Raw genomic sequence first — 16,599 nt, 5'->3', positions numbered from 1 at the left:
CGGGCGCGCTCCTTATGGACTGATGATTCCCCTTTGGGCTGGTTCGAAGCAATTCGGGAGCGGGGTGCCCGGCAGGACGCCGCTGCCGGGGTGTCGTGAAAGTGTCCCCGTGCCACAGTGGATGCCGGGGCGGCGCCGCTCCAACGGAGACCGGAGGTCGGACCTTGGCGCCGTACGTCACGACAGCGCGAGGTCTGCGATGGACGCGTCCACCGGTACGCCCGAGCCCCAGCGGGGCCGGCCTCCAGCGGAGCTGAGCGAGGAGGGGCTCAGGAAGCTGCTGGCCGGGCTCACCGCCGTACGGGACGGCGACCTGTCGGTGCGGCTGCCCTACGACGCCGGCCTGCTGGGCGAGATCGCCGCCATCTACAACGGCATGGTCGACCAACTGTCCCTCGTCACGTCCGAGGTCACCCGCGTGGCCCGCGAGGTCGGCGGACAGGGCCTGCTCGGCGGGCAGGCCAGGGACCCGCAGGTCGGCGGGGTGTGGCGGGAGCTCACATCCGGCGTCAACACCATGGCGGACAACCTCACCTCCCAGGTCCGTTCCATCGCGCAGGTCGCGACCGCGGTCGCCCGCGGCGACCTCACCCAGAAGATCCGGGTCGACGCGCGGGGGGAGATCCTGGAGCTCAAGGAGACCATCAACACGATGGTCGACCGGCTGTCGTCGTTCGCGGAGGAGGTCTCCCGCGTCGCCCGCGAGGTCGGGACCGACGGCAGCCTCGGCGGACAAGCCACGGTCCGCGGTGTGTCGGGCACCTGGAAGGACCTGACCGACCACGTCAACTCCATGGCGAACAACCTCACCAACCAAGTGCGCAACATCGCCCAGGTCACCACCGCGGTCGCCCGTGGCGACCTGACCCGCAGGATCGACGTCGACGCGCGGGGGGAGATCCTCGAGCTGAAGACCACCATCAACACGATGGTCGACCAGTTGTCGTCGTTCGCGGCCGAGGTCACCAGGGTGGCCCGCGAGGTCGGCAGCGAGGGACGTCTCGGCGGCCAGGCCGAGGTGGAGGGCGTCTCCGGCACATGGAAACGGCTCACGGAGAACGTGAACGAACTCGCCGGCAACCTGACCCGCCAGGTGCGTGCCATCGCCGAGGTGACCAGCGCGGTCGCGGAGGGAGACCTCACACGCTCCATCACCGTCGAGGCGCCCGGCGAGGTCGGCGACCTCAAGGACAACATCAACGCCATGGTCGAGTCGCTGCGGGCGACGATCCGCGCCAACGAGGAACAGGACTGGCTCAAGACCAACCTGGCCCGGATCTCCGGCCTCATGCAGGGCACCCGCAACCTCTACGCGGTCGCCGAGCTGATCATGCACGAGGTGCCGCCACTGGTCAGAGCTCAGTACGGCGGCTTCTTCCTCGCGGAGGAGAGCGACCGCGGGGTCGACCTCGTCATGATCACCTCGTACGGTGCACAGGACGACACGACCGGGCAGGGACGCCGTATCCGGCTCGGGCAGTCCCTGGTCGGGCAGGCCGCCCGCAGCCGGCGCACCGTCGAGGTGCACGACCTTCCGCCGGGCTACGCGACGGTCTTCTCCGGCACCGGCCAGGTCGATCCGAGCCATCTGATCGTGCTGCCCCTCGTGGTCGAGGAGCAGCTGCTGGGAGTCGTCGAACTCGCCGCCGTACAGCCTCCGACTGCCCTCCACCGTGACTTCCTCGACCAGCTGATCGAGTCGGTCGCCGTCAACGTCAGCTCGCTGATCGCCAACACCCGCACCGACGAACTCCTCGACCAGTCGCAGCGGCTCACCGCGGAGCTCAGCACCCAGTCCAAGGAACTCCAGGCGCGCCAGGGGGAGCTCCAGCGCTCCAACGCCGAACTCAAGGAGAAGGCCGCGCAGCTCGCCGACCGCAACCGCGACATCGAGCGCAAGAACCTGGAGATCGAACAGGCCCGCCAGGAACTCGAGGCCCGCGCACAGCAGCTGTCCCGTACCTCGATGTACAAGTCCGAGTTCCTGGCCAACATGAGCCATGAGCTGCGCACACCGCTCAACAGCCTGCTCATCCTGGCCCAGTTGCTCGCACAGAACCTGGAGGGCAACCTCACGGAGAAGCAGGTCGACTACGCCGAGGTCATCCACTCCGCCGGCTCCGACCTGCTCCAGCTGATCAACGACATCCTGGACCTGTCCAAGGTGGAGGCGGGCAAGATGCCGATCCACCCGGCGGAGTTCCCGCTCAGCGGGCTCATGGAACACGTCGAGGCCACGTTCCGGCCGGTGGCCACCGAGCGGGAGCTCGCCTTCGACGCCGTCGCGGAGCCGGACGCGCCGCAGTGGCTGACCACGGACGAGTCCCGGCTGCGCCAGGTGCTGCGCAATCTGCTGTCGAACGCGCTCAAGTTCACCGACGAGGGGCGGGTCGAGCTGCGGGTCTCCCTCGCACACGAGGAGGAACTGCCGCCCGCGGTTCGGGACTTCGGCCCCGTCGTCGCCTTCCGCGTGGTCGACACGGGCATCGGCATCCCCGCGGACCGTCTGGAGAGCATGTTCGGGGCGTTCCAGCAGGGCGACGGAACCACGTCGCGCCACTACGGCGGCACCGGCCTCGGGCTGTCGATCAGCCGGGAGGTCGCCCGGCTGCTGGGCGGCGCCCTGGAGGCGCAGAGCACCCCCGGCCGCGGCAGCTCCTTCACCCTGTACCTGCCGGTGCACCGGCGGGGCTCCACCGAGGCGGAACCGGGCGAGGAGATCCGCGGTCGGCCCGCCTCGGTCCCGCCGTCGGGCGCGCCGGTGACGGACCGCACCGTCCTGGTCGTCGACGACGACACCCGGAACGTCTTCGCCCTCACCGAACTGCTCGAGCACGAAGGCGTCCACGTCCTCCAGGCGGACAACGGCAGGACCGGCATCGACATGGTGCGCGACCATCAGGAGATCGACCTCGTCGTGATGGACGTGATGATGGCCGGCATGGACGGGTACGCGGCCATGGAGGCGATCAGAGGGCTCCCGCACGCCGCCGACGTGCCGATCATCGTCGTCACCGCGAAGGCGATGCCGGGCGACCGGGCGGAGGCGCTCGCCGCCGGAGCCGACGACTACGTGCCCAAACCGGTGGACGCGGAACACCTGGTGACCAAGATCCGGCTGTGGCTGGAGCAGGGCCGCCGCTGACGTGCCGGTGCCACCGCGCGGGATGCGTGCCGGGGATGTGTTTGTTGACGTGTGAGGAGGCACGTCCCGGGAACCCGCGCCTGCACGGACGGCAGGGCACGAAACACCGGACGGCACACCGCAGAGACGATCATGGAGGCGGCGGCGATGGGCAAGGCCAAGGCGAAGCTCAAGGAGCTGAGGGGCCGGATGAAGGAGTCCGACGGGATCGTTCTGGAGAACGAACGGATGAAGGAGGAGGGGCGGCGCCGTCAGGAGGAGGGCCGGGCGGAGGCCGCGGAGGCCAAGCCCCACGGCCGCCACCGGCGCACCAAGCGCAACGGATAGCCGAAGAGGCCACGGCCCGGGGCCCGCGCGAGCAGGACACGCGCGGCGTTCTGAAGCCCTGTCCGGTGAGCGAAGCCGTCGCGGGCACGAGCCGGGCGGTGGTCCGCGCCAGGGCGAGGCGTCAGTCGACGCGCACCGCGATGAGGCTGGTGTCGTCGTCCGTGTCGCCGGTGGCCGCGTGCAGCAGCCGCTCCACCTGCTCGTCCACCGCGGACGCCGTCAACTGCTCCGCGGTGCGGCGCAGTGCCGCCAGCCCCTCGTCGAGTCCGCCGTGGCGGCGCTCGACCAGCCCGTCGGTGTAGAGCATGAGCGTGTCGCCCGCGTCCAGCTGGGTCGTCGCCTCCTTGTAGACCGGCGCGTGCACGGCACCCAGCAGCACGTCCTGCGGCGGGTCGAGCAACCGCGCCGTCCCGCGGCGCAGCAGCAGGATCGGCAGATGGCCGGCGCTCGCCCAGCGCAGCATCCGGTCGGCGGGGTCGTACATCGCGCACAGCGCCGTGGCCGTCGGATGCCCGGCGGTGTGCAGGGTCACCTCGTTCAGCAGAGCCATGAGACGGCCGGGGGAGTGCCCGGTGAACGCGAGTCCGCGCAGCGCGTTGCGCAGGGCCACCATGCCGGTCGCCGCGTCGATGCCGTGTCCCGCGATGTCGCCGACCGCCATCAGCACCTTCCCGCCGGGCAGCGGCAGGATGTCGTACCAGTCGCCGCCCACCCTGTACTCGTGTGCCGCCGGGCGGTAGCGGGCCGCCGCGCTGAGCCCCGGCAGCTGCGCCGGTGACGGCATCTCGGGCACGATCGCCTGCTGAAGCTGGAGCACCAGCCTGTGGCGCAGCGTCGCCTGGGCACGTACGGCCGTGAGCTGGTCGAACGTGGCGGTCAGAGCCACCTCGGTGTGGTACTCGGCGGAGATGTCCTGGTAGACGCCCGTGATGCCGGACAGGGCGGCCCCGTGCAGCAGCGGTTCCGCGGCGATCCGGACATGGCGCAGGCCGCCGTCCTGACGGATCACCCGGACGACCGCGGCCGCCCCCTTGCGCCGCTCGACGAGGTCCGTCAGGAGCTCGGCCAGTTCGCCCGCGTCGTCGGGGTGCACGCGCGGCCCGAGTTCGGTGAGCGGAAGGGGCGCCGACTCGCGTGTCATGCCGAAGATGGCGTACGTCTGCTCGGTCCACGTCGACGTCCCCGTGCCCAGATCGTCCTCGAAGAGGGCGAGTCCCTGCAGCCTGCCGACAGCACGCCCCACAGCGGTACGGCGGTCGGTGTACGTGTGCCACAGAGCCACGCTCCGGCCGGGGCCCGACGGCAGCATCCGCAGATCCAGGAGCGGCCCGCGGGAGCCGGCCCGGTGCTCCGCGGGCAGCCGCGCCGCCCGCTGCGGGATGTTCGCATGGTGGGCCCGCCGCGCCATGGCCTCGAGGTCGGCGTGGATCAGGGGGAACGCGGCCTCGAGAGAACGGCCCACGGCCTGCTGGGAGCCGCCCAGCGCCTCGCCCGCCGGACCGTTGACGTGCTCCACCAGCAGAGCCGCTGTCTGCGGATCGTGTTTCAGGGTCATCGCGGGGTGGACCAGCGCGTCGAGCAGGTCGTCGAGCGCGGGCTGCTCGGACGGCGCCGACGGCTCGGCGCCCAGAACTCTCGCGGCGACCTCGACCAGTCCCCTGAGCGCGGCACGGAGTCTGTCGTCCAGGTCGCAGCTGTCCGGCCAGACGGCCAGCGCCAGCCCGATGGTCCTGCCCCGCAACCGGAGGGGAATCACGGCGCGGGCCGCATGCTCCGACGGGCCGGGCAGGATCTCCCCCTCCGGCGGGCCCGTCGGCAGCCACACGGGTGATCCGTCGGCGAAGGCCGTGCGGATCGGTACGGGAGAGGCCGGGGGGATCCACTTCCACTGCGACGCCTCCAGCGCGCCGACCCCGGCGTGCCCGGCGAGCCGCAGACAGCCGGACCCGGTCACCTCCCACAGCCACAGCGCCTCCACGCCGAGCGGGCGCAGACCGCCTTCGAGCAGAGTGGCCGCGCCCCTGGCCACCGTGTCCGCGGCCTCGGCAGCGGTGACGACCTGGCGCAGTCGTCGTGCTTCGGTGTGCGGCGAGGCCCCGTCCACGTCCGGCGTGTCCGCCGGGGCACCCGGCGCGGTGACGGAGATGCTCCCGGCGACACCGTTCACGATGTCGGCGGCGATGTCCTCGCGGCTCAGCGCCGCCGACTCGGCCAGCCGGGCGAGATGTTCAGCGGCGTCCGACGGCGAGGTGCGCAGCTGCGCCGCGAGAATGCCCGTCGCCAGGTCGGTCAGATGGCGCCGGGTGAGCTCCTCGCGGAGGGCGGTGTTCTCCTCCGTCAGGCGGACGACGAGCGCCTTCGGCCGGCGCTGCCCGTCGCCCGCCGACGCGGGACCCTGGGCAGGCATGATCAGGACCACTCCCATCGTCGAGCAGCCGGGCGACCAGACCGGTGGTGATCGCGACCGGTCAGATTTTACGCGTATCGCCCAGGTCCGGCCGGGTACGGCCCGCCTTCCGTGCCCCGGTCCGGCCGCTCCGGCTCCGCCCGCCCCGCCCCGCTCCGGCTCCGCCCGCCCCGCTCCGGCTCTGCGCGCCGGGCGGGGCACGGGTACGCCGGCTGCCACGGGAGGCACCGCCCGCGGCAGCCGGGGCGCGCCCGTCTCAGGCGGCGTGCGCCAGAACCGCTTCGGCCAGCTCCTTGTCCAGCGCCGCGCGCACCAGACCGGCCGCGAGATGCGCCGGATCGACATCGTCCGCCAGCTTCAGCAGCGTGCGCGGATCGTCGCCCACTCCCAGGCGACGGGCCCCCTGCAGGGCCTTCTCGTCCAGCAGAGGTCCGGCCTCCGGCCAGACGCCCTGCACCTCCCGCAGGAAGATGTTCACACCGGCGGGGCCGAGACCGGGGACCTCCCGCAGCATGCCGCGGAGCTCGTCGGCATCACCGTCCGCCTGTCTGCGCATCCGGCGCAGATCGCCGCCGTAGCGTTCGATCAGCAGTTCCGCCCCGTCACCCAGCTGCGTGGCCGTGCGCTCGTCGTAGCGGCGGTAACCGCCGCGGCCGAGGGCGTCGACACGGTCCTGCCACGACGCCTCCGCCATGGCCCGCGGACTGCGCATCCCGGCGTCGCTCAGTTCACGGGCGGCGGCGAGTGCCACGGACGCGCGGATACGGGCACTGAGCAGATGCGCGAGGACGAGCAGCCGGTACAGCGGCTGCGGGGTGTCCCGCAGCGTGATCCCGGCCTCCTCCGCGTACGTGCGGCCGTGGTCGTCGACCAGCGCGTGGAGCACGTCGCGCTGCCGCGCCGTGCTCCGGGGCCGCCCGGCGCTCATCGCCGTTCCATCTCCTCGTACGGCCAGCGCAGCAGTGCGCCGAGCCCGCCGACCGGGATGTCGCCTTCGGCCGGCACGCTCTGCACCTCCGCTCCGGTCACCGTCGCCGACCGCAGCAGCGCGTCGTCGGCGCGCGCCGACGACGGGCGGGTGTCGCCCAGGTACTGCGACTCGGAGCGGCGCACGGCCACCTGGTCGGGGTCACCCCCGACCCACACCTCGCGGTGCGTGTCGGCCCCGTCCGGGCGTACGAACAGCTCGGCGATCCGGTGCTCCCGCGCCGCCTCCAGCAGGGCCGGCACGCCCTCCGCGGTCGCGTCGTGGGCGGAACGGAACCGGTCCAGCTGCTCGTCGGCCGTACGGAGGGTGTGCTCGCGCCGCGCGTGCTCGATGTCCTCGTCGAGCAGCCGGGTCGCGGAGCCCTCAGCGCGGCCGCCGTGCTCGCTCTCCACCGCGAGCGGCCGCAGCTTCGAGGGCAGCTTGTCGTGGACCGCCCGGCGCTCGCGCGGATCGCCCACGAGCACGATCAGGTCGGCGCCGACGTCCTCGGCGCAGGCCGTCACGGCGGAGGCGACCTCCGCGGCGTTGTGGTCCCAGGTGTTCTCGACGCTCTGCTGGAAGTGCCGCTCCGACCAGTCGTCACGCCCGGTGCGGTGGATCGGCCAGTCCCTGCCGCGTGCCTCTCCGGCGGCCCGGCTGCCGAGCGGGGTGCGCACCTCCAGATCGGCGCCCAGCCGGTCGATGTACGCGACGACGCACATCGGTTCCCGGGCCGCGAGGTCCAGCAGTGGCGCCACATGCGGCAGCGCGGACCACCGGACGTCGACGGGAGCGGGCGGACGCGTGGCCAGCGGGGGATCGAGGACCACCTGACCGGCGGTGGCGAAAACGGCGCGACCCGCCCCGTGCACCGGCCCGGGCCGTGACATCAGCGCGTCGTACACGGCGCGTCCCGTCGCGTCGTCCGCTCCCCGGCGTGCGAGGGAGTCGCACACGTCGCGGGCCTGGAGTTCGCGCCGGGCCGTGGTGGACTCGTTCTCCCAGCCGGTGTCGAGATGGACACTCGCCCACGGGCCCGGGCGCTCGTAGAGAGGGGTGAGAAACGAGAGCTGCATGACTTCCTCCCTGGGAGGCCGGGTATCGCGTCACGAGCGGGTACCCGCAAGGCGATCCACAACACGCCACGACCAGCACCACCGGAAGGGGATTGCCGTGAACGAGAGCCAGCACCGGCACACCGGCGTCGACCCGGCTGAGCTGGGCGAACAGGATCTGCTGCGGGAACTGGAGACCATCCACCGCAGCCGCCACGACACCCTGCTCTACGCTTCGGCCGCGGCCCTGGAGGCCCACAACGTGCGCATGGCGGACCTGGAGGCCGAATACCTGCGGCGTCACCCGGAGCGGCCCGTGGCGTCGGGCCGTACCCGCTCGGGCGCGCGGTCGAGGCACTCATGAGCGGATGACGAGCATGAGCGGATGACGAGCGGGGCGGGGCCGCGGACGGAACCGGCCCCGGCGCGGACCGCAGGACCGGTCCGCGCCCGGCAGGTCCGCCCGCGCGGCCCCGGCGTCACCCGCGCGGCCCCGGCGTCACCCGTGCGGCCGCAGCGTCAGTGGCCCGTGCCGGAGGCCTTCGCGAATACGGCGGTGAACGCCTCGCAGAACGCCTCGAGGTCGTCCGGCTTGCGACTGGTGATCAGCGTGCCGGGCGCGTTCTCGCAGACCTGGACCTTCTCGTCGACCCATTCGGCGCCCGCGTTGCGCAGGTCCGTGCGCAGACTCGGCCACGACGTCATGGTCCGGCCGCGTACGACGTCCGCCTCGATCAGCGTCCACGGCGCGTGGCAGATCGCCGCGACCGGCTTCCCCGCCTCGAAGAACGCCTTCACGAACGCCACCGCGTCGTCGTCCATCCGCAGCGCGTCGGGGTTGGCCACACCGCCGGGCAGCACCAGGGCGCCGAACTCGTCCGCCGACGCGTCCGAAACGACCTGGTCGACGGCGAAGGTGTCCGCCTTGTCGAGGTGGTCGAAGGCCTGCACCCGGCCGGAGGCCGTCGAGACCAGCCGGGGCTCGTCGCCCGCGTCGCTCACCGCCTTCCAGGGCTCGGTGAGCTCGACCTGCTCCACGCCTTCGGGGGCCGTCAGAAATGCGATCAGCATGTTCAGCTCCTCTCGTTGTTGCTCGCCGCGAGACTGATTTCGGCCAGCGCCGAGCCGGGATCCTGGGCAGCCGCCAGGTCGCCGATGCTCACCACCCCCAGCGGCCGGCCGTCCTCCACCACCGGCAGCCGGCGCACGGCGTGGGTGCGCATCAGCCGGACGGCCGAGTCGACCGAGTCGCCGGGCGCCACGCACACCGGGTCGGGGGTGCACGCGGAGGAGGCGCTGACACCGACGGGATCCGCGCCCTCGGCGACCGAGCGGAGTGTGATGTCCCGGTCGGTGAGCACTCCGACCACCGCGTCGCCGTCCGCGACCAGTACGTCGCCGATCTCCAGGTCCCGCATGAGCCGAGCGGCCTCGACGAGTGAGGCATCCGGCCGTACCGCCGCCACACCGGCCGTCATGACTTCTCTCACGAACTGTGCCATTACTGCTCGCCTTCCGTCGTTCGTCACGTACCAACCTGTTCAGGGCGGCTGACGGAGGCGAGTACCCAGGTCGAGCGGCGGTGACACGAAAGGAAGGGCCGAACGGCGCACCGGTTCACCGGTGCGGGGTTTGGACCCGCCGGAGGCGGGGACCCGAAGATCGGCCGAGCGGCCATGGGATGGGAGAACGGGCCGGGCGCGGAGAATCGGCGGACCTCCGCGCCCGGCCCGCCCCCTACCGCGGCTCCGGGCCGCCGAAGGCGTCGAGGATGCGTTCGGCGGCGAACGTGGCGGTCAACTCCCCGTCTCGGACCCGCTGTTCGAGACCGGGCGCCAGCGCGCGTACGCCGGGGTGGCCGCGCAACCGGTCCAGCAGGGTGTCGTGGACCATCGACCACGTCCACTCGATCTGCTGCTCCCGGCGCTTGGCGTCGAGAGCGCCGCTCGCGTCCAGCACGCGGCGGTGCTGTTCGAGCCGGTCCCACACCGTGTCGAGACCGCTGCCCTCCCGGGCGCTGCACGACAGCACCGGCGGGGTCCACGCGGCGTCCGCGGGGTTCATCAGCCGCAGCGCCCCGGCCAGTTCCCGCGCGGCGGAGCGGGCGTCGCGCTCGTGCGGACCGTCGGCCTTGTTGACCGCGACCACGTCGGCCAGCTCCAGCACGCCCTTCTTGATGCCCTGCAACTGGTCGCCGGTGCGGGCGAGACTGAGCAGCAGGAACGAGTCGACCATGCCCGCCACGGTGGTCTCCGACTGGCCGACCCCGACCGTCTCCACGAGGACCACGTCGTAGCCGGCGGCCTCCATCACGACCATCGTCTCCCGGGTCGCCCTGGCGACACCGCCAAGCGTCCCCGAGCTGGGGGAGGGGCGTACGAACGCCGCCGGGTCCACAGCCAGACGCTCCATCCGGGTCTTGTCGCCGAGGATCGAGCCGCCGGTCCGGGTGGACGACGGGTCGACGGCGAGGACCGCCACCCGGTGCCCGAGCCCGGTGAGCATCGAACCGAGCGCGTCGATGAACGTGGACTTGCCGACGCCGGGCACCCCGCTGATGCCGATCCTGCGCGCCGCACCGGCGAACGGCAGCAGCTCCGTCAGCAACTGCTGGGCCAGCACCCGGTGGTCAGGGCGACTGGACTCCACCAGCGTGACGGCACGGGCGACGTACGCCCGCGAACCGTCGCGGACACCCTTGGCGTAGGCGTCGATGTCGATCTTCCGCGGCATGGGCCTACAGCTCGTGGCCGAGTGCGGTCGCCAGGGTACGCACCAGGTCCCTGGCGGCATCCGGGACGACCGTGCCGGGCGGGAAGACGGCCGCCGCGCCCATCTCCAGCAGCGTGGGGACGTCCTGGGGCGGGATCACCCCGCCGACGACGATCATGATGTCGTCGCGTCCCTCCGCCGCCAGCTCCTCGCGCAGCGCGGGCACCAGCGTCAGATGCCCGGCCGCCAGCGACGAGACGCCGACGATGTGCACGTCCGCCTCGACCGCCTGCCGCGCCACCTCGGCGGGCGTCTGGAACAGCGGGCCGACGTCCACGTCGAAGCCGAGGTCGGCGAACGCGGTGGCGATCACCTTCTGGCCGCGGTCGTGCCCGTCCTGGCCCATCTTGGCCACCAGGATGCGCGGGCGGCGGCCCTCGGCCTGCTCGAACTCCTCGACCAGGGCGCGGGTCGTGTCGACCGCGGGTGACATGCCTGCCTCGTTCCTGTACACGCCCGAGATCGTACGGATCTGGCCGGAGTGCCGTCCGTACACCTTCTCCAGGGCGTCGGAGATCTCGCCGACGGTCGCCATGGCACGGGCCGCGTCGACGGCCAGCGCCAGCAGGTTGCCCTCCAGGCCGCCGCCCTGCGCCGGGCCGGACTCGGCCGCCGCCGTCAGGGCGCGCAGCGCGTCCTGGCAGGCGGCCTCGTCGCGCTCCTCGCGCAGCCGCCGCAGCTTCTCGATCTGCTGGGTCCGCACCTGGGAGTTGTCCACCTTGAGCACGTCGATCTGCTCGTCGGTCTCCACCCGGTACTTGTTGACGCCGATGACCGGCTGCCGGCCGGAGTCGATACGGGCCTGGGTGCGGGCAGCCGCCTCCTCCACCCGCAGCTTGGGGATGCCGGCGTCGATGGCCTTCGCCATGCCGCCCGCCGCCTCGACCTCCTGGATGTGCTGCCAGGCACGCCGGGCCAGGTCGTGCGTCAGCTTCTCGACGTACGCGCTGCCGCCCCACGGGTCGATCACGCGGGTCGTCCCCGACTCCTGCTGGAGCAGCAGCTGGGTGTTGCGGGCGATGCGGGCGGAGAAGTCGGTCGGCAGCGCGAGCGCCTCGTCGAGGGCGTTGGTGTGCAGCGACTGGGTGTGGCCCTGTGTCGCGGCCATCGCCTCGACACAGGTGCGGGTCACGTTGTTGAAGACGTCCTGCGCGGTCAGCGACCAGCCCGACGTCTGCGAATGGGTGCGCAGCGACAGGGACTTGGGGTTCTTCGGGTCGAACCGCGCGACCAGCTTCGCCCACAGCAGACGGGCCGCCCGCAGCTTCGCGACCTCCATGAAGAAGTTCATGCCGATCGCCCAGAAGAACGACAGCCGGGGCGCGAACGCGTCCACGTCCATGCCCGCCGCGATCCCGGCGCGCAGGTACTCCATGCCGTCGGCGAGCGTGTACGCCAGCTCCAGATCGGCCGTCGCTCCGGCCTCCTGGATGTGATAGCCGGAGATGGAGATCGAGTTGTAGCGCGGCATCTTCTGCGACGTGTACGCGAAGATGTCGGAGATGATCCGCATCGAGGGGCCGGGCGGATAGATGTAGGTGTTGCGGACCATGAACTCCTTGAGGATGTCGTTCTGGATGGTCCCCGCCAGCTTCTCGGCCGGTACGCCCTGCTCCTCCGCGGCCACGATGTACAGCGCGAGCACGGGAAGCACCGCGCCGTTCATCGTCATCGACACGCTCATACGGTCCAGCGGGATGCCGTCGAACAGCTGCCGCATGTCGTAGATCGAGTCGATCGCCACACCCGCCATGCCGACGTCGCCGGTCACCCGCGGGTGGTCGCTGTCGTAGCCGCGGTGCGTCGGCAGGTCGAAGGCGACCGACAGGCCCTTCTGCCCGGCCGCCAGATTGCGCCGGTAGAAGGCGTTCGACTCCTCCGCGGTGGAGAACCCGGCGTACTGACGGATCGTCCAGGGCTGGTTGACGTACATCGTCGGGTACGGGCCGCGCAGATACGGCGCCACACCTGGATACGTCCCCAGGAAGTCGACGTCCGCCAGGTCCCGGTCCGTGTACAGGGGCTGCACCGGAATGCCTTCCGGTGTCTCCCACACCAGCTCACCGGCATCCTTGCCGGTGGCGGCCCGGACGGCCTCGCGCCACTGCTCCTCGTCGGCCTTCTCCGCCGCGGCGGTGCCCAGCTCGATCCCCGTGAAGTCCGGGATGCCCATCACGCCACTCCGATCCGGTCGAGGGCCGTGGTCAGCACGGCGACAGCGTCGCCGCCCGCGACGACGAACTCGTCGACACCGGCCCTCTCGTACGTCTCACGCTGTTCGCCGGGTCGCCCGGCGAGGAACACCCGCAGTGCGCCTGCCGCCCTCAGTGCCCCGGCCACCTCGGTGGCCTGCTCCGCGTAGAGCGCGTCACTGGAGCAGATGCACGCCACGCGGGCGCCGCTCGCCGTGAACGCCGCTGCCGCGGACGCCGCGTCGACACTCACCGGGTCGTGGACCGGCTCGATCCCGCCCGCCTGGAAGAGATTGGCGGCGAAACCGGCCCGCGCGGTGTGCGCGGAGGCCGGGCCGAGCGCCGCGATGAACGCCCTCGGCCGGGCTCCCGTCGCCGCGAGATGCGCGTCGGAACGTGCCCGCAGTGCCTCGAACGCCTCGTCGCGGCGCACCACGGGCAGTCCGCCGGCCGGCCTGGCGGGGGCCGGGTCCCGTTCCACCGCCGGCTGGGTGAGCAGCGGGAACTCGCTGACACCGGTGACCGGTTCGCGGCGCGAGCTCAGCTTCCGCCGGCGGTCCTCCCACGCGGCACCGATCCGGTCAGCGACGAGCCCGCCGCGGAGCGCGGCGGCCTGGCCGCCGGCCCGCTCGATCTCCTGGAACCATGTCCAGCCGGCCCGCGCGAGTTCGTCCGTGAGCTGTTCGACGTACCAGGACCCGCCCGCCGGGTCGACGACCCGGCCCAGGTGCGACTCCTCGATCAGGATGGTCGACGTGTTGCGGGCGATGCGGCGCGCGAACGCGTCCGGCAGGCCCAGCGCGTGGTCGAAAGGCAGCACCGTCACGGCGTCGGCGCCGCCGACGCCCGCGGCCAGCGAGGCGACCGTCGTGCGGAGCATGTTCACCCACGGGTCGCGCCGCGTCATCATCACGGCCGACGTCACCGCGTGCTGGCGCTGGGCGGCCGCCGTGCCGCTCACCCCGCACACCTCGGCCACCCGCGCCCACAGCCGGCGTGCCGCCCGCAGCTTGGCGATCGTCAGGAACTGGTCGGCGGTGGCCGCGTACCGGAACTCCAGCTGCCCGCAGGCCGCTTCCGCGTCCAGCCCGGCGGCGGTCAGCTCACGCAGCCAGAACACGCCGGTCGCCAGCGAGCAGCCCAGCTCCTGGGCGGTGCTCGCCCCTGCCTCGTGGTACGGGAGCGCGTCGACGCTCACGGATCGCAGCTGGGGGTACGACTTGTCGCACAGGGCGGCGAGTGCGGCCGCGGCAGCGGCACCTTCCTCGATGTCCGCGTGGCGGCCGGTGCGCGCGGCATGGCCCAGCGGATCCGCACCGAGACGGCCGAGCGCCGCCTCGGGCGCCACCCCACGCTTCTCGTACAGGCCAAGCAGTTCGCGGGCCGCCGCGTCGAAGGCACCACCCGCGTCGAGCACCACGGGAGCCAGGTCCAGGTGGACACCGTCCAGCGCCGTGGCCAGCCCTTCCACGGGCACACCGGCCTCGCCGACGGCCAGCCACACCGAGGCGGCGCCGTTCTCCAGGTCGGCGAGGACCGCCTCGTTCGTACGGGCCGCGTCCGGCCGCTCATGGCGCTGGCGCACGTCCCAGCCGGCCACCGACGCGCCCTGCGCGGTGCCACCGCGGGTGAACGGGGCGAACCCGGGGAAGGACGCCGCGCCCGCGGCGTCCGCGAGACCGTCGGCGGTGTAGAGGGGACGGGTGGTGATCCCGTCCTCCAGAGCGGTGGACAGCGCGGCCTCGGCCGCCGCGCCGGGCGCGTCCTTGCCTGCCTTGCGCAGCACGCCTTCGACCAGGCGCCGCCACTGCTCATGGTCCGCATCCGGGAAGTCGGCGGCCAGTGAGAACCCGTCTTCGGGGAGGACCGTCATGCTCGGATGTTAGGACAGCACCCAGAGTCACGGCAGTGCCCACGGCTGTGACCTTGCCCTCTCCGGCTCCCCCTTGATCCATTGCGTGGCGTGCCCTATCCGCCCCGCAGCCACGGGCCTCACGCCCCGGCACCGCACGCATGCCGCTACCGCAGTCGGGTACCCGCAACCGGACCGTACGACAGAGAGAAGCAGGTGAGTCACATGGGTCTTGGCGGATGCATCATCCTGATCGCCGCCGGCGCGATTCTCACGTTCGCCACCGACTGGGAGGTGGAGGGCGCCAATCTCGACGTGATCGGCCTGATCCTCATGGCCGTCGGGATCATCGGAGTCGCCACCTTCACCAGCATCGCCAGGCGCAGGCGCGTCGTGGTGCCCCCCGCGACGCCGGTCGTCGAGGACAGGCCGAACCACCGCACGTACGAGTGAGGCGCCCCTCGACGGGGTTTGCCGGACGGGGCCAGGGGCACCCGGATCACGCTCGACATGCACATTGCGTACAAATCACCCCCGTTCGTGAACGGAGCCGACTGTGAGCCGTTCCCGAGTCGTGGTGGTCGGAGCCGGGTTCGCCGGCTTCCAGGCCGCCCGCACCCTGGTCCGGAGCCTGCGCGACGAGGCCGAGGTGGTCCTGCTCAATCCGACCGACTACTTCCTCTACCTGCCGCTCCTGCCACAGGTCGCGGCAGGGATCCTCGAACCCCGCAGGGTGACGGTTTCCCTGCCCGGAGCACTGCCGCGGGTACGACTGGTGCTCGGCCGGGCGACGGAGATCGACCTGAACGGGCGGCACGTCCGCTACGAAGGCCCCGAGGGCGAGGGCGGCCGGCTCGACTACGACCGGCTCGTCCTCGCCGTCGGCAGCGTGAACAAGCTGCTCCCCGTACCCGGCGTCGCCGAGCACGCCCACGGCTTCCGCGGTCTGCCCGAAGCCCTCTACCTGAGGGACCACGTCACCCGGCAGATGGAACTGGCCGCCTCGAAGGACAACGCCGAGGAACGCGCCGCCCGGCGCACCTTCGTCGTCGTCGGCGCCGGATACACCGGCACCGAAGTAGCGGCCCACGGCGCGATGTTCACCCGCGCGATGGCGGACCGGCAACGCGCCGGCCACCGTGGCGTCAGGCCGCGCTGGATACTCGTGGACATCGCTGACCGGGTGCTTCCCGAACTGGACCACAGGCTCTCCGACACCGCCGCCCGCGTGCTGGCCGAACGGGGGGTCGAGGTCCGCACCAACACCTCCGTCAAGGAGGCGACGTCGACCGGGGTGCTGCTCGACGACGGTGACGAGATCGCCACCCGCACCCTGGCGTGGTGCGTGGGCGTGCGCCCGGACCCCCTCGTGTCCGAGGTCGGACTGCCGGTCGAGCGCGGCCGGCTGGTCGTCGACTCCCGGCTCACCGTCCCCGGCCACCCCGAGGTCTTCGCCTGCGGCGACGCCGCCGCGGTCCCCGACGTCACCAGGCCCGGTGAATACACACCCATGACAGCACAGCACGCCTCCCGTCAGGGCAGGACCGCCGGTCACAACGTCGCCGCCTCCCTCGGGCGCGGCACCCCCCGCGCCTACTCCCACCACGACCTGGGCTTCGCCGTCGACCTCGGCGGCGTCAAGGCCGCCGCCAACCCGCTCGGCGTGGCACTGTCCGGGCCGCTCGCGGGCGCCGTCACCCGCGGCTACCACCTCGCCGCGATGCCCGGCAACCGGGTGCGCGTCGCCGCCGACTGGGCGCTGGACGCCGTGCTGCCGAGGCAGGCGGTCCAACTGGGGCTCGTGCGCTCGGGATCGGTCCCGCTGGACACCGCCTCGCCCGAACTGGCGCGGGTTTTGGGCACCCCCTCCAAGGAGCAGTGA

13 protein-coding genes are annotated in these 16,599 nt (G+C 72.3%); 5 read left to right on the top strand and 8 right to left on the bottom strand.

Annotated elements, in window-relative coordinates; all coding sequences use genetic code 11:
- Positions 1-199 precede the first annotated feature (199 nt).
- Positions 200-3,145 (top strand): HAMP domain-containing protein, encoded by a 2,946-nt coding sequence (locus ACFYV1_RS28105; RefSeq protein WP_389398389.1) that lies wholly within the window; start codon positions 200-202, stop codon positions 3,143-3,145.
- A gap of 51 nt (positions 3,146-3,196) precedes the next feature.
- The gene (locus ACFYV1_RS28100) at positions 3,197-3,472 is read left to right on the top strand and encodes a hypothetical protein (RefSeq protein ID WP_389398388.1); all 276 of its coding nucleotides are present in this window, start codon (positions 3,197-3,199) and stop codon (positions 3,470-3,472) included.
- A 121-nt stretch (positions 3,473-3,593) separates the two neighbouring features.
- On the opposite strand, the gene ACFYV1_RS28095 is transcribed toward ACFYV1_RS28100, so the two are convergent.
- The 3 genes from ACFYV1_RS28095 to ACFYV1_RS28085 form a co-directional block, all read right to left on the bottom strand.
- Positions 3,594-5,879 (bottom strand): SpoIIE family protein phosphatase, encoded by a 2,286-nt coding sequence (locus tag ACFYV1_RS28095; protein WP_389398387.1) that lies wholly within the window; start codon positions 5,877-5,879, stop codon positions 3,594-3,596.
- A gap of 256 nt (positions 5,880-6,135) precedes the next feature.
- Positions 6,136-6,807, bottom strand: a complete 672-nt coding sequence (locus ACFYV1_RS28090) for an endonuclease (RefSeq protein WP_389398386.1) — start codon at positions 6,805-6,807, stop codon at positions 6,136-6,138.
- Positions 6,804-7,922, bottom strand: a complete 1,119-nt coding sequence (locus ACFYV1_RS28085; protein WP_389398385.1) for a Vms1/Ankzf1 family peptidyl-tRNA hydrolase — start codon at positions 7,920-7,922, stop codon at positions 6,804-6,806. The genes ACFYV1_RS28090 and ACFYV1_RS28085 overlap by 4 nt, the downstream gene beginning before the upstream one ends.
- 97 nt (positions 7,923-8,019) lie before the next feature.
- On the opposite strand from ACFYV1_RS28085, the gene ACFYV1_RS28080 reads away from it, so the two are divergent.
- Complete coding sequence (locus ACFYV1_RS28080) at positions 8,020-8,265, top strand: DUF6158 family protein (RefSeq protein ID WP_389398384.1); 246 nt, start codon at positions 8,020-8,022, stop codon at positions 8,263-8,265.
- A gap of 155 nt (positions 8,266-8,420) precedes the next feature.
- Here ACFYV1_RS28080 and ACFYV1_RS28075 read toward each other — a convergent pair whose 3' ends face one another.
- The 5 genes from ACFYV1_RS28075 to ACFYV1_RS28055 all read right to left on the bottom strand — a co-directional run bounded on the left by ACFYV1_RS28075 (position 8,421) and on the right by ACFYV1_RS28055 (position 14,738).
- Entirely contained in the window at positions 8,421-8,972 is a 552-nt protein-coding gene (locus ACFYV1_RS28075; RefSeq protein WP_389398383.1) for a type 1 glutamine amidotransferase domain-containing protein, read from the bottom strand.
- Positions 8,973-8,974: 2 nt separating this feature from the next.
- A complete protein-coding gene (locus tag ACFYV1_RS28070) occupies positions 8,975-9,403 on the bottom strand; it encodes a CBS domain-containing protein (protein WP_389398382.1) in 429 nt (142 codons plus the stop codon).
- A gap of 235 nt (positions 9,404-9,638) precedes the next feature.
- A complete protein-coding gene (meaB, locus tag ACFYV1_RS28065; protein ID WP_389398381.1) occupies positions 9,639-10,634 on the bottom strand; it encodes a methylmalonyl Co-A mutase-associated GTPase MeaB in 996 nt (331 codons plus the stop codon).
- A 4-nt stretch (positions 10,635-10,638) separates the two neighbouring features.
- Positions 10,639-12,846, bottom strand: a complete 2,208-nt coding sequence (gene scpA, locus ACFYV1_RS28060; RefSeq protein WP_389398380.1) for a methylmalonyl-CoA mutase — start codon at positions 12,844-12,846, stop codon at positions 10,639-10,641.
- Complete coding sequence (locus ACFYV1_RS28055; RefSeq protein ID WP_389398379.1) at positions 12,846-14,738, bottom strand: methylmalonyl-CoA mutase family protein; 1,893 nt, start codon at positions 14,736-14,738, stop codon at positions 12,846-12,848. The genes scpA and ACFYV1_RS28055 overlap by 1 nt, the downstream gene beginning before the upstream one ends.
- Before the next feature lie 204 nt (positions 14,739-14,942).
- Between ACFYV1_RS28055 and ACFYV1_RS28050 the strand changes: the two genes are divergently transcribed.
- Together ACFYV1_RS28050 and ACFYV1_RS28045 are read left to right on the top strand one after the other, a co-directional pair.
- A complete protein-coding gene (locus tag ACFYV1_RS28050; protein ID WP_389398378.1) occupies positions 14,943-15,170 on the top strand; it encodes a DUF6458 family protein in 228 nt (75 codons plus the stop codon).
- Between the two features lie 103 nt (positions 15,171-15,273).
- On the top strand, positions 15,274-16,599 hold the full coding sequence (locus ACFYV1_RS28045; protein ID WP_389398377.1) for an NAD(P)/FAD-dependent oxidoreductase: 1,326 nt from the start codon (positions 15,274-15,276) through the stop codon (positions 16,597-16,599).

The organism is Streptomyces sp. NPDC003023 (genome assembly GCF_042888225.1).
Lineage (GTDB): Bacteria > Actinomycetota > Actinomycetes > Streptomycetales > Streptomycetaceae > Streptomyces.
Note: the sequence above shows the minus strand (reverse complement) of the source record. Positions and strands in the feature narration are given on the sequence as shown.